11 protein-coding genes and 2 pseudogenes are annotated in these 12,382 nt (G+C 70.9%); 10 read left to right on the top strand and 3 right to left on the bottom strand.

Translation table 11 applies throughout. The annotated features are described in order from the left end of the window. Positions 1-13 precede the first annotated feature (13 nt). On the bottom strand, positions 14-1,837 hold the full coding sequence (locus AB0F68_RS13195) for an ABC transporter ATP-binding protein (RefSeq protein ID WP_357336273.1): 1,824 nt from the start codon (positions 1,835-1,837) through the stop codon (positions 14-16). Positions 1,838-2,336: 499 nt separating this feature from the next. Between AB0F68_RS13195 and AB0F68_RS13190 the strand changes: the two are divergent. Further along, positions 2,337-2,537, top strand: a pseudogene (locus tag AB0F68_RS13190) (PhoD-like phosphatase N-terminal domain-containing protein); the annotation flags it as partial. 201 nt (positions 2,538-2,738) lie between these two features. On the opposite strand, the gene AB0F68_RS13185 reads toward AB0F68_RS13190, so the two are convergent. Then, positions 2,739-4,355 (bottom strand): ricin-type beta-trefoil lectin domain protein, encoded by a 1,617-nt coding sequence (locus AB0F68_RS13185; RefSeq protein ID WP_357336271.1) that lies wholly within the window; start codon positions 4,353-4,355, stop codon positions 2,739-2,741. 791 nt (positions 4,356-5,146) lie between these two features. Between AB0F68_RS13185 and AB0F68_RS13180 the strand changes: the two genes are divergently transcribed. Next, positions 5,147-5,842: a L,D-transpeptidase family protein gene (locus AB0F68_RS13180; RefSeq protein WP_357336262.1), complete on the top strand. Its 696-nt coding sequence runs from the start codon at positions 5,147-5,149 to the stop codon at positions 5,840-5,842. 809 nt (positions 5,843-6,651) lie between these two features. Here the strand turns inward: AB0F68_RS13180 and AB0F68_RS13175 are convergent. After that, positions 6,652-7,034 (bottom strand): annotated as a pseudogene (locus tag AB0F68_RS13175) (metalloregulator ArsR/SmtB family transcription factor). An 89-nt stretch (positions 7,035-7,123) separates the two neighbouring features. On the opposite strand from AB0F68_RS13175, the gene AB0F68_RS13170 reads away from it, so the two are divergent. The 8 genes from AB0F68_RS13170 to AB0F68_RS13135 all read left to right on the top strand — a co-directional run bounded on the left by AB0F68_RS13170 (position 7,124) and on the right by AB0F68_RS13135 (position 12,355). Then, the gene (locus tag AB0F68_RS13170; protein WP_357336258.1) at positions 7,124-7,273 is read left to right on the top strand and encodes a hypothetical protein; all 150 of its coding nucleotides are present in this window, start codon (positions 7,124-7,126) and stop codon (positions 7,271-7,273) included. Positions 7,274-7,287: 14 nt separating this feature from the next. Then, entirely contained in the window at positions 7,288-7,536 is a 249-nt protein-coding gene (locus AB0F68_RS13165; protein ID WP_357336255.1) for a hypothetical protein, read from the top strand. Further along, complete coding sequence (locus AB0F68_RS13160) at positions 7,533-8,210, top strand: hypothetical protein (protein WP_357336253.1); 678 nt, start codon at positions 7,533-7,535, stop codon at positions 8,208-8,210. The genes AB0F68_RS13165 and AB0F68_RS13160 overlap by 4 nt, the downstream gene beginning before the upstream one ends. Further along, positions 8,207-8,776: a M28 family peptidase gene (locus AB0F68_RS13155; protein WP_357336249.1), complete on the top strand. Its 570-nt coding sequence runs from the start codon at positions 8,207-8,209 to the stop codon at positions 8,774-8,776. The genes AB0F68_RS13160 and AB0F68_RS13155 overlap by 4 nt, the downstream gene beginning before the upstream one ends. A gap of 8 nt (positions 8,777-8,784) precedes the next feature. Then, on the top strand, positions 8,785-9,114 hold the full coding sequence (locus tag AB0F68_RS13150; protein WP_357336247.1) for a metalloregulator ArsR/SmtB family transcription factor: 330 nt from the start codon (positions 8,785-8,787) through the stop codon (positions 9,112-9,114). Next, complete coding sequence (locus AB0F68_RS13145; RefSeq protein WP_357336245.1) at positions 9,114-9,608, top strand: N-acetyltransferase family protein; 495 nt, start codon at positions 9,114-9,116, stop codon at positions 9,606-9,608. The genes AB0F68_RS13150 and AB0F68_RS13145 overlap by 1 nt, the downstream gene beginning before the upstream one ends. A 76-nt stretch (positions 9,609-9,684) precedes the next feature. Further along, positions 9,685-11,040, top strand: a complete 1,356-nt coding sequence (locus AB0F68_RS13140; RefSeq protein ID WP_357336242.1) for an FAD-dependent oxidoreductase — start codon at positions 9,685-9,687, stop codon at positions 11,038-11,040. Positions 11,041-11,098: 58 nt separating this feature from the next. Then, on the top strand, positions 11,099-12,355 hold the full coding sequence (locus tag AB0F68_RS13135; RefSeq protein WP_357336239.1) for an MFS transporter: 1,257 nt from the start codon (positions 11,099-11,101) through the stop codon (positions 12,353-12,355). Positions 12,356-12,382: the final 27 nt, after the last annotated feature.

The following is a 12,382-nucleotide window of genomic DNA, read 5'->3' as shown; positions in this document are numbered from 1 at the left end:
ACTGGCAGCCGGCTCACCGCAACGCCTCCTTGGGCCCGGTGAAGTCTTCAAAGTCGAGGTCGTCGCTGTCCCGGGCCACCAACTGCCGGTAGCCCCGGTCCTGTTCGAGCAGCTCGGCGTGCGTGCCGGTGGCGACGATCCGACCCTCGCTCAGATGCGCGACCGTGTCGGCGTGCCCGAGCAGCAACGGTGACGTAGCGAGCACGATCGTGGTCCGCCCGGCCCGCGCGACGCGCAGCCGCTCGGCGATCCGCGCCTCCGTGTGCGCGTCCACCGCCGACGTCGGGTCGATGAGGATCAGCACCTCAGGTTCGGCGAGCAGCGCCCGGGCCAGCCGTACCCGTTGGCGCTGGCCGCCGGAGAGCGTGCGGGCCCGGGTGTCGATCGGGGTGCCGAGCCCGTCTGGCAGCGCGTCGGCGACGTCCTCTGCCGACGCGACACGCAGCGCCGCCGTGATCCGGTGGTCAGCGCCTCCCTTCTGGGCGAGCGTGTCGCCGATCCCTGCCCGGGTGCGGCCGTCGCCGTCCGCCGCCGGGCCATCGGCGCTCGACTCCCGGCCACGCAGGATGTTCCGTAGGGTCCCGGCGAAGAGGTAGGAGTCGTGGTCGGCGACCAGGATCCGGGCGCGTACCTGGTCAAGTGCGATCCCGGTCAGCGGCACGCCGCCCCAGGTCACGTCGCTGACGACGTAGCGTCCGAGCCGGTCGGCCAAGGCGATGGCCTCGGCCGGGTCGTCGGCGGCCACGCCGATCAGCCGACCGTCGCGCACGGTCAGTCCGCAAGCGGGGTCGTACAGGTCTGCGGGCCGTACCGGCGCGGACCTGGCCAGCGGCCGGCGGGCACCGGGTACGTTTCCCTGCCCGCCCACGTCCTGCGGGGTCGGGCCGCCGACGTGGTCCGGGGTCAGGTTGAGCAGAGCGATGATGCGGCGGGCGGCGACGCGGCCCCGGATCACCCCGTAGCTTCCCTCGAGCAGGAACCAGACCGGCACGATGAGCGTCGCCACGTATCCGTAGACGGCGACCATCTGCCCGACCGTGATGTCGCCAGCGACCGCCATCCGGGCCGCGAGCCACACCACGGCCGCGAGGAACAGCCCCGGTATGGCGACCGTCAACGCGTCGATCCAGCTGTAGACGGCACCGACCCGATAGCCCTCGGCGAGCAGGTCCTGCGAGCGGGCAGCGTACCGGCGGGCGAACAAGCCGCGGCCGCCGACCCCGGCCAGCACCCGCAGCCCGGCCACGATGTCACCGGCCCGGGTGGTGAGGACGCCCTGCTGGTGCCGGTAGACGGACTCCGCCCGTTCGAGGCGGCGCAGCAACGGTCCGATGATCAGCGCGATCGCCGGCACGCCCAGCAGCACGTACAACGCCAGCAACGGGGAAACCGACCACAGCACGACGGCGATGACCGCATACGCGATGACGGCGCCGACGCCCGGGCCGGTCATCGTCAGCACCTGCGACGTGTAGCCGATGTCGGAGCCGCCGACCGTGGCGACCTCCCCCGCGGCGAGCCGGCGCGGCAGCACCGCGCCGATCCGGGACAACTGGCGCAGCAGGACCGCCGCGGAGCGGGCTGTAGCGTCCTCCCGGACGAAGGTCATCGTGCGGTGCCGCATGATGCCCAGGTACGACAGCCCCACCCCCGCCACGACGATTGCCACGACCCATAGCAGCAGGGCTCGGGTGTCGTGCACGCGCAGCCCGTCGTCAACGGCGCGGGAGACCAGGTACGGCCGGACCGACAGCCCGATCATCCACGCCGTGCCGACCACGGTGCCGCGCAGCACCCGCCAGGGCTGACAGCGAACCAGCCACCAGACGTACCGCATCGGCCCCCTCGTATCCGGCACACCGGGCTCGGGATGCGGAATCTGCGGGGGCACCCGCCAAAACTACCGACCGGGCTGGTGACGTACCCACCCGATATCCCCGGGCTCGGTCGTGTCATCCCGGCGCGGGCCGCACTGCTGCTGAGGCTGCCGATGGCCAGGAACCGCAGGCGCTCCTCGCAGCTGAACGGGTTGCCGTCGGAGCGTTCGCGGTCCCGGGCCGCTTCCGTGACCCATGGCCTCGTGGTACGCAACTCCTCCCAACACTCAGCTGACGCCAACCGCATCACCCGCGACGCTTACCAGAGCCTCGTCAAACGGCTGCACCACGAAGCCGCCGCCGTCGTCACCCTCAAGATCAGGAATAGGCGGGGCCGAATCGCGTGAGTGGGCGCCGCCCGAAAGCCGAGGCGATCTCGGCCTGGACCGCACCTAGCCTCAGTTTCGCTGACAACCCGTTCACGCTGGGCGTCGCCTCCGGCGACCGTTCCCCGACGGTGTGGTGCTGTGGACCCGGCTGGCACCGGACCCGCTCGCTGTAGACGGGTCGGGCGGCATGCCGCCGCGGGTCGTCCCAGTGGCATGGCAGGTGGCCGAAGACGAGCATTTCCGGCAGGTGGTCCGCGCCGGCGCGGAGCCGGCCACGCCGGAGCTCGCCCACTCGGTGCACGCCGAGGTCACCGGCCTGCGCCCCGATCGCGAGTACTACTACCGGTTCCGCGTGGGGACGCAGCTCAACCCGGTCGGGCGGACCCGCACCGCGCCGGCGGATCGTATACCGATGATCATGGGACCCCGTCAAGATCCGCTTACAGCGGCTCCCGGGCGGATGAGGTTTTCGGCAAGGGCAGGGTCGGGCCGCCGCCGACGGTTTCGACGGCGGCCGGACCTGGCGGCACGGTCAGGACGGGTTGTCGCCGTGGGTCAGGGTCTCCCAGGCGACGAAGAGGTTGTTACTGCCGGCGGGGCGCTGCTGCAGGGTCAGGGTCTGAGTGTTGGTCATCGCGAAACCGAGGCGGTTCGCCATCGCGTTGTAGCCGACCTCGGTGATCGGCCCGAGGCCCCGGTTGAGGCTGCCGCCGCAGAGCCAGGAGGGTGCCGGCTCGCCGAGCTGGTACTTGGAGTGGAAGCCGAGGGCTTGCCGCAACCGCTCACCGACCTGCGGATACAGGTCCCGTCCCTGGATACGGGAGGTCTCCGCGACGTGCGAGATGGCGGAGATCCCGTACCCGGTGTGGGTGAAGTCGCGGCAGGTCTCCTGGGCGAGACCGGCCACGAAGGTCGACTGGCCGTGCCAGTAGTTGATGATCTCACTGCTGGTGTCCAGCCCACTGCCCGGCACCGTGTACGGCAGGGCGCCGTCACTGGGTAGGTAGATGAAGGCGTGGGTGCGGTTAAGGTAGCGGGTTACCGCCGCGTCGTAACTGGCCTGGTCGTTCAGGAAGACCGAGATGCCGACCGCGGCCTCCATCATGCTCAGCTCCCAGTTGCCGTTGCTGTTGGAGCCGTTGCGGACCATCGGCAGGTAGACGTTGCGCAGCATCGTGGCGAACCGGGTCACGTTAGGCCAACTGCCGTACGTGTACCGGATGATCTCCGCGGCCCGGGGCCAGACCGAACCCGCCCAGCCGGTCTGCAACGGGGCGTTGCTGCCGCTGTGTGACGTGATCGTCGCCGACCAGGCGTCCATGATCTGGATCGATTTCTGGGCGTACCGGCCGTCACCGGTGACGTACCAGGCGAGCGCGGCGGTGTACGCGGCGATGGCGTCCTCGCGCTCGTCTGTGCAGCCGTAGTTGGGATTGGAGTAGGAGCCGCACTCGACGACCGAGCGGGGCGCCGGGTTCCGCGACAGGTTGGCATACCAGCTGCTCATCATCTGGTTGTAGGCCGAGGCCCAAGGCTGCGCGCCGGCCTGCACCCGGGCCCGGACGAAGTCGAGCTGGCCGCGGCTGACCAGTACGCCGGGGTGAGTGAACCCACCCGATGGGGGTGGGGTGCCGCCGCCGGTGGGCAGAGTCCAGCTCTGGTTGGCGGCGCCGGTGCAGGTCCAGATCTGCAGCGGGGTGCCGTCGGCCGAGCTCGGGCCGGTCGCGTCGAGGCACTTGCCGGAGGCCGGATTCGTCAGTTGTCCGCTCGCGTACGTCCACGTCCACTGCTGCGCGCCGGTGCCGTTGCAGTCGTAAATCTGCACCTTGTCGCCATTGGCGGTGCCGCCAGCGGGGACGTCGAGGCACTTGCCGAGCGCCCGGACGGTGCCGTCGTCGGCGACCGTCCACTGCTGTGCCGCAGTGCCGTTGCAGGTGTAGAGCTGCACCTGGGTGCCGTTGGCCGGGTTCGCCGCGGCAACGTCGACACACTTGCCGCCGTATCCGATGATGGCCCCCACGACGGCCGCGGATGCCGCGGGAATGCCGACCATCAGGCTCGCGGGTACGGCGAGCGTGGCCGCGGCGAACGCGGCGGCCAACCGGATGCGGGGCCGGCCGGATGCAACCCCGGCCAATCGTTGCGCCATGTCCTGGTCCTTTCCGCAGGAAGCGGGTTCAATTCGAGACGATCCGCCGAGGCAGCAGGCTGGTCACCGGGTCTGGCCGTAGCGGGCTGGCCGGTCGGTGGCGGGCGCTCGGCCGGGACGGCGGAGTCAACTGTTAAGGAAGTTAATAGTCGCAGTAAAGTAAACCAACATCAATATGTTGGAGCGGCGCAACCGCTGTGGGAGGGATCGCCGGCGCGCGCCACTGGCCAGGGCGTCGGCGAGGCGCGAGTCGATGCGTTGCAGGCGCCGGCACTCGCGGAATCAGCAAAGAGGCAACGAACCTGCCATCTCGATCGGCGTTACGACAGCAAGCGGGGGCATAGCCGAGCCGAGAGACACGAGACGACAGCCGATGGCATCGAGCGGTGCACCGCAGCCGCGTTCGGGACGAAACAGGGTCGCGCTGCGCGCTATGGACTCGGCGTGCGGACCGCACGGCAGCAACCGAGACGACCTGGGCCTGCAACACGGGTATCGGAAGCACTATGCTCCCTGCGGCGGTGGCGGAGATCAAGAATCTTGGAGGAGTAGGAATGCGAACGCCGTTCAGGCGGGCTGTGTTCGGTGTCGTCGCGGTGGCGCTGCTTAGCGGGCTCGGACTGACGTCCTGCGCAGATCCGGGCCGGAACGGCGCGGTGGACGCCGGGTCGGCTCCGGTCGATACCTCGGTGACCGGCGCTCCCGGACCGACTGAGTCCGCAAGTCCCTCCGCATCGCCTTCGGCAAGCCAGTCCCCGTCGCCTTCGGCGAGCCGGTCCCCGTCGACTTCGGTGAGCCTGCCCACGAAGCCGTCTCTCAGCCGGTCGCCGTCGCACGTCTCGACCAGCACGGCCGCGACGCCGGCCGCATCGAGCAACATCGCCTCGCGGCTACACACTATTCCGGCCAGCACCCGCCAGCTCATCGTCGTCTACAGCAGCGGCTACGGTACGAGCGTCGCGTCCCTCGAGACGTTCGAAAAGGTGAACGGCGTGTGGCGGCCGGAGTTCGGGGTGATGAGCGCGCGGATCGGCACCAAGGGATTCAGCGACAGCCATGTGGAGGGCGTCCCCACGACGCCCACGGGTGTCTACAGCATCGGCTCCACCATGTATGGCGTGCTTGCCAGCCCTGGCGTTAAGTACAGCTACCACCATCTCGTGGCCAACGACTACTGGGACGAGAATCCCAGCTCGCCCACGTACAACAGCTTCGTGCATGGCACGGACCCGGGCGGGTACAGCGAGGCGCTGTGGCAGACCGTGCCGCAGTACAACTACTTCGCGGTCATCAACTACAACATCCCGGTGAGGGCAGCCACCCCGGCCCGCGGCAGCGGCATCTTCCTCCACGTCTCGGGGAGCGGCGGTACCGCCGGCTGCGTCTCGTTGGCACAGTCCAACCTGCTCCGGGTGCTGGAGTGGCTGGATCCGGCCGCCTCTCCGCGCATCGTGATGGCACCCAGCCAGAACCTCGACCGCTACTGACCGCCCGGACGGCCGCGCGATCGGCAGCCGAGCAAGCGGAAAGGAAGCAAGACCCGTAGCAACGGCTGCGGCCAGGTGTCGCCGGACAGGGGGCCGCCCAAATGGGCCGCCGTTCGGGGACCCCGCCACGACCTCGATCTACTGGTACGTCAAGAACAAGGACGAGTTGTTCGGGCTCGCGATCGACGAGACCTTCGGCGACAGCGAGTTGCCCGATCCCAAAGCGGTGGGATGGCCGCGGTCGCGATGGCGATAGGGCTGCGCCATGCCATCCTGCGGCATACCTGACTCGGTCCGATCTTTGCATCACATCCAGTCCATGGGTCGAAGATGACGCGCAGGGTCGACCACTGCCTCGGCATGTTCGCCGCGGCCAGGTTCGACGCCGCCACGCCGAACGCCGTGCCACTGGCAGTCGGCTGGACTGGGCCGGCGACACGGTGCTGGCCTAATGTGCCTTGCAAGACGAGGGCGACGGCTTCGATTTCGGTCGGTGTCGTGCTCGACGGGCTGGCGATTGCGCACCCATTCCAGGTCCAGCGAACGGCTTACCGTTGACCTTATTTAAGGTCGGCAGCTATCGCTCGGATGGAGGATGGCGAAGTGAGCTCTGATTTCGTGGTCCTTGCGACCGATGGCCTGGTTCGGGATCCGCAGTTCCGCCAGATGAAGTGACAGACAGCAACGGCACCGGATCACGAGGCACCGGCGAGGACACCAGCAGGCGTAGGGTCAGCGATGCGAGTGTGAGTCGGCATTGACAGGGTGGCTGCGCGACAGCACAAGGCGCCGCACGGTGCGGCGGTGGTCTACCGCTGCGCCGCGGCCGTCGGCTCGATCGACAGCAGGCCGGCGAGCTGGCGCAGGATCTGCGGCCGGGCTCGGTAGTAGACCCAGGTGCCTCGCCGCTCGGCGTCCACCAGGCCTGCCTCGCGCAGCGTCTTGAGATGGTGGGAGATCGTCGGTCCGGTCAGGTCGAACGCCGGCGTCAGGTCGCACACGCACGCCTCGCCGTCCTCGGCGGAAGCGATCATCGACATCAGCTGCAGCCGTACCGGGTCGCCGAGGGCCTTGAACGCGGGCGCGAGCGCAGCGGCCGTCTCGGCCGGGACCCGGCGCTGCGCCAGTGGGGGCAGCACGGCGTGTCGGCGTTGAGGTCGACGAGGGGGAGTGGCGCCTGCTGCTTTGACATGCCTCTAGGTCGACATCTCTCTAATTAGCGTGCAAGTCTCTGTTTAGACGGACGTCAAGACAGGGCGTCCCGTGGAAATGAGGCTCCCCATGTTCGGCTTTCCGCGCCGCGGGCCAAAGCCGCTGTCCGGTGTCCGGTTCTGCGAGTCCTGCGCCCAGGTGTCCACCGCCGCCCAGCGGGCCGAGCGCCGCTACGACCGCACCCGCACCACCGTCTACCCGCTGATCAGCCCCCGCTGAGGAGAGGACTCGACATGTCGGAGAACAGCCCCACCGTCGGCGGTTTCGCCGGCGACCCCGCCGCCGCCCTGCAGGTCACCGGCTCCGGCGCCTGCTGCGGCAGTCCCGCCCAGGGCGTCGGCGCGATCCTCCCGCCGGCCGGTGAAACCGCGAGCAGCGACCCCTGCTGCGGCACTCGGCAGGCCGCACAGCAGGCCGACTCGTGCTGCGGGACCCAGGCCAAGACCGAGGCGATCGCCACCGGACAGGGATGCTGCTCATGACCACCCGCACCGACCTCGCAGGCCTGCTCGATCAGGTCAGCACCGACCGGATGACCGCCACCATCGCCACCCTCGCCTCCGACCCCCTGGCAGGTCGACGCGTCGGCTCGCCCGGCGGCGCGGCGGCCCGCGCCTGGCTCGCCGACCAGCTCACCGCCCTTGACGCTGAGGTGCGCACCGAGGATTTTCCGGTCCGCGGGGTGCCGCAGGTGTACGAGGCGCCGGCGGTCACCTGGGGCGACCGGAACGGCTCGCAGCAGCTGGTGTTCGGCCGGCAGGTCGCGATCCACCCCGCCTCCGCCGACACCGCCGACACCACCCGCGGCCCGCTCGGCCTCGCCGGCACGGACGACCCGGCCGGGCGGTGGCTCGTCGTGCCGGCCGAGATGAGCCTGTTCGACGCCTACCGCGACACCCACGGCGCGGCCGGACTGTTGATCCGTCGTCCGGTTGACGCCGAGGGCTGGCAGTTCACCATGCTCGCCGGGCCGGATCCCGGGCCGCTGCCGGTGCTGACCCTCGACCCGGACACCCACCACGTCGTCCTCGTCGCCGCGGCCGCGGGCGACGGCTGGCTGGACGGGGCCACGCCGCTTCGCCGCGACGACGTCACCGGCACGAACATCCACGCCCGACTTCGACAGCCCGCCCCCGGGGCCGCGACCTGCTGTTGACGGCCCACTACGACGGCGTCGGCGACCACCCGGGGCTGCGCCTGCCCGCAGCCTCGGACAACGCCACCGGCGTCGCCGTGGTCCTCGAAACCGCCCGCATCCTCGCCGCCGGACTCCCCGCAGGTGTGGGGTTGTCCGTTGCACTGCTCGACGGCGAGGAGGTCGGCGCGCTCGGCTCCGCTCACCACGCCACCCAACTCCGCGCCGAAGGCGCCGCACCGCTGGTCATCAACGTTGACGGCGCCGGCCGCCTGGACGGGGCGGCAACGGTCGAGGCCGGCGGCCCCGCGCACCGCCTTTTGGCGCTTCTCGACCAGGCCGGCCGGCACACCGCCGTCCACCTCGCGGCGGGCCCGGTGGCGTCGGACAACCGCCGTTACGGCGGAGCGGGCCTCGCCGCGGTCGGCATCGGCGCCGGGATGGGCGGCTACCACAGTCCCGCCGACACCCCCGACAAGGTCGACCCTGCGACCCTGGCCGCGATCGCCCGCCTCGTCGTCGCCACCGCCCACCTCGCCGGGACGACACCTGCTAGGCTTTCATCGTCAATCGGCGATAGACGATAGAAGGAGTGGTGGTGGGCGACCTCCTCGACCGGGACACCGCGCAGACCTACGCCTCGTGGTTCCGGGCCCTCGCGGACCCGACCCGCGTGCAGATCGTGGAATACCTGGCCCGGCACGCCCGGCCGATGAGCGTGGGGGAGATCGTCACCGCCGTCGGCCTCGCCCAGTCCACCGTCTCCCAACACCTGAAGATCCTCACCGAGGTGCGGTTCGTACTCGTCGAGCCGGTCGGCACCGCCCGCCACTACCGCATCAACGACGCCTGCGTGGGCTGCTTCCCGTCGGCCGCCGACGTCGTCATGGGCCGCCCGGCCCCCAACCCGATCGGAGCCTGCTGATGGTCGACGTCACCGTCCGCCCGATGACCTCGGACGACGCCGATCGTGTCCTCGCCATCTACCAGGCCGGCCTCGACGGCGGCGACGCCAGCTTCGAGACCACCGCGCCGACCTGGACGGCATTCGACGAGGTCAAGCTGCCTGACCACCGCCTCGTGGCCGTCGACGCGGACGACATCGTGATCGGATGGGTGGCGGTGTCGCCGACGTCGAGCCGGGCCGTCTACGCCGGCGTGGTCGAGCACTCGGTCTACGTCGACCCCGCCGCCCAGGGCCGAGGAGTGGCCCGACTGCTGCTGGACGCCCTCATCGCCTCCACCGAGGCCGCCGGCATCTGGACCATCCAGTCCGGCGTCTTCCCGGAGAACACCGCCAGTCTCGCCTTGCATCAGAGGGTTGGCTTCCGCGTCATCGGCACCCGCGAGCGGGTCGGCCGGCACCACGGCCGGTGGCGCGACGTCGTCCTGCTCGAGCGCCGCAGCCCCGTCATCTGAGCCTCTTCGGCTCCGCCTGCCCCGACACAACTGCACTTTCTTGATTCGACATTTTTCGACACAGAGGAGTTTTCCGATGAGCGTCCTGGACGAGCTGCCCGTCGTGGTGATCGGCGCGGGCCCGGTGGGTCTGGCAGCCGCCGCCCACCTGCACGACCGTGGCCTGCCCTTCCTTGTCCTGGAGGCCGGTGACACCGCCGGCGCGGCGGTGCGGCAGTGGGGGCACGTGCGGGTCTTCTCCCCGTGGCGCTACAACGTCGACCCGGCCGCCCGCCGGCTGCTCGACGACGCCGGCTGGGTCGCCCCGGCCGACGACGCCCTGCCCACCGGCGCGGAGCTGGTCGCCGACTATCTCCAGCCCCTCGCGGAGCTGCCGCAGCTCAAGCCGCACCTTCGGTACGGCGCACGAGTGGAGGCGATCAGCCGCCTCGGCCTGGACCGGCTTCGCAGCGCCGGGCGCGAGCGGGCACCCTTCCTGGTCCGCCTCGCCGACGGTGACGAGCTGCTCGCCCGGGCGGTCATCGACGCATCCGGCACCTGGGGCACCCCCAACGTCCTCGGCGCATCCGGCCTGCCCGCCCGCGGCGAGAAGAACGTGGCCGCGTTCCTCGAGCACGCACTGCCAGACGTGCTCGGCGCCGACCGGGACCGCTTCGCCGGCCGGCACATCCTCGTCGTCGGCGCCGGCCACTCCGCCGCCAACACCCTGCTCTCCCTGGCCGAGCTGGCCGCCACCGAGCCGGGCACCGAGGTGACCTGGGCGATCCGCTCGGCCAGCCCGGCCCGCACCTACGGCGGCGGAGACGCCGACGCACTGCCCGCCCGCGGCGCGCTGGGCTCCCGGCTGCACGAGCACGTCGACGCCGGCCGCATCCGGCTGCTCACCGGCTTCTCCGTCCACGCGCTCACCCCGACCGACGGCCGGGTCGCCGTGGTCGTCCGGCACGCCGACGGCAGCGACGAGCAGATTGTGGTCGACCGGATCGTCGCCGCCACCGGCTTCCGCCCGGACCACTCCATCGCCGCCGAGCTGCGCCTGGACCTCGACCCGGTCATGGGCGCCACCCGGGCGCTCGCCCCGCTGATCGACCCGAACGAGCACTCCTGCGGCACGGTGCCCCCGCACGGCGCCGCCGAACTCGGTCACCCCGAGGCCGGCTACTACGCCGTCGGCATGAAGAGCTACGGCCGCGCGCCGACGTTCCTCATGGCCACCGGCTACGAGCAGGTCCGCTCCGTCGTCGCCGCACTCGCGGGCGACTGGGACGCCGCCCGCGACGTCCAGCTCGACCTGCCCGAAACCGGGGTCTGCAACAGCAACCCCGCCGACTCCACCGGCACCGACAGCTGCTGCGGCCCCGCCCCGGCAGCCCAGCCGGCCGGCAAGGGTCTGGCCACCGGCTCTCCGGCGGCCTGCTGTCCGCCCCGCTGAACCTCATCAGCCTCGACACCCCGACCAGCGGCCAGACCGGCGGCTGCTGCGCCGGCTGATGACCACCACCATGGTGCCCGCCGATCCGAAGGTCGGCGGGCGCCACGGGTGGCGCATCGTCGCCGCCCTCGCCATCACCTCCACCATCGGCTACGGCACCCTCTACTACGCCTACGCGGTCCTGCTCGGCCCGATGGCCGCCAGCCTCGACGCGTCCACCACAACGGTCACCGGAGCGCTGACCGCCAGCGTCCTCGCCGGCGCGCTGATGGCCATCCCGGTCGGCAGGTGGCTCGACCGGCGCGGCGGACGAGCCCTCATGACCGCCGGCTCGATCACCGCCACGGCACTCCTGATCGCCTGGTCCCAGGTCCAGACCATCGGGCAGCTCTACGCCGTCATGATCGGCATCGGCATCACCGGCGCGATGGTCCTCTACGAACCCGCATTCGCGGTCATCATCTCCTGGTTCACCCCCGCCCGACGCCCCGCCGCGCTGCTCGCGGTCACCGTGGTCGCCGGGTTCGCCAGCACCATCTTCATGCCCCTCACCGGCATGCTGGTCGCGCACCTCGGCTGGCGCGACGCGCTACTCACCCTTGCCGCCATCCACGGCACGGTGACCATCCCCCTGCACGCCCTCACCATCCGCACACCGCCGCACGTCACATCACCCACCCCTGCGGCGCGATCTGACCACACCCTGCGGCGAACCGCGGCCGGCGCCGCGATGCGCGATCCCGGGTCCTGGATCCTCGCCGCCGCCCTCATCGCGCACGGCGCCGCCACCAGCACCATCGGCGTCCACCTCGTCGGCTACCTCACCAACCGAGGCCACCCGGCCACCTTCGCCGCCACCGTCGCCGGCCTGCTCGGGGTCCTGTCCGTCACCGGACGACTCGTCCTCACCGGCGCCCGACGCCAGCTGACGGTCACCACCATCGTCGCCACGGTCTTCGCCATCCAGGCGGTCGCTGTCCTCGCCATGCCCTTCACCGCGGGCAGCCGGGTGGGCGCCGTCATCACCGTCACCGGATTCGGACTCGGCTTCGGCATCGCCAGCCTCGCCGCCCCAGCTCTCCTCGCCGACCGCTACGGCACCACCGCCTACGCCACCATCGCCGGACGACTCACCGCCCCCGTGACCACCGCCAAGGCCGCCGCGCCCCTGCTTGCAGCCACGCTCCTACCGCACGGCGGCTACCACCTACTGCTCGCCGCCGTCACCACCGCATGCCTTCTGGCCGCGATCGGCATGCGCTCCGTGGGGCAAAGCAGAACTTACTGGGGCGAACACGACGAAAAGCCCGGCTGAGCGCCCCAGCGGCCCGCGGATCAATGC

The sequence above is a fragment of the Micromonospora sp. NPDC023966 genome (genome assembly GCF_040639095.1).
In the GTDB taxonomy this organism is placed as follows: Bacteria; Actinomycetota; Actinomycetes; order Mycobacteriales; family Micromonosporaceae; genus Micromonospora.
Note: the sequence above shows the minus strand (reverse complement) of the source record. Positions and strands in the feature narration are given on the sequence as shown.

Coding starts and splice junctions, on each gene's coding strand:
- AB0F68_RS13195 (WP_357336273.1), bottom strand. CDS start 1,837: ATGCGGTACGTCTGGTGGCTGGTTCGCTGTCAGCCCTGGCGGGTGCTG.
- AB0F68_RS13185 (WP_357336271.1), bottom strand. CDS start 4,355: ATGGCGCAACGATTGGCCGGGGTTGCATCCGGCCGGCCCCGCATCCGG.
- AB0F68_RS13170 (WP_357336258.1), top strand. CDS start 7,124: ATGTTCGGCTTTCCGCGCCGCGGGCCAAAGCCGCTGTCCGGTGTCCGG.
- AB0F68_RS13165 (WP_357336255.1), top strand. CDS start 7,288: ATGTCGGAGAACAGCCCCACCGTCGGCGGTTTCGCCGGCGACCCCGCC.
- AB0F68_RS13160 (WP_357336253.1), top strand. CDS start 7,533: ATGACCACCCGCACCGACCTCGCAGGCCTGCTCGATCAGGTCAGCACC.
- AB0F68_RS13145 (WP_357336245.1), top strand. CDS start 9,114: ATGGTCGACGTCACCGTCCGCCCGATGACCTCGGACGACGCCGATCGT.
- AB0F68_RS13140 (WP_357336242.1), top strand. CDS start 9,685: ATGAGCGTCCTGGACGAGCTGCCCGTCGTGGTGATCGGCGCGGGCCCG.
- AB0F68_RS13135 (WP_357336239.1), top strand. CDS start 11,099: ATGACCACCACCATGGTGCCCGCCGATCCGAAGGTCGGCGGGCGCCAC.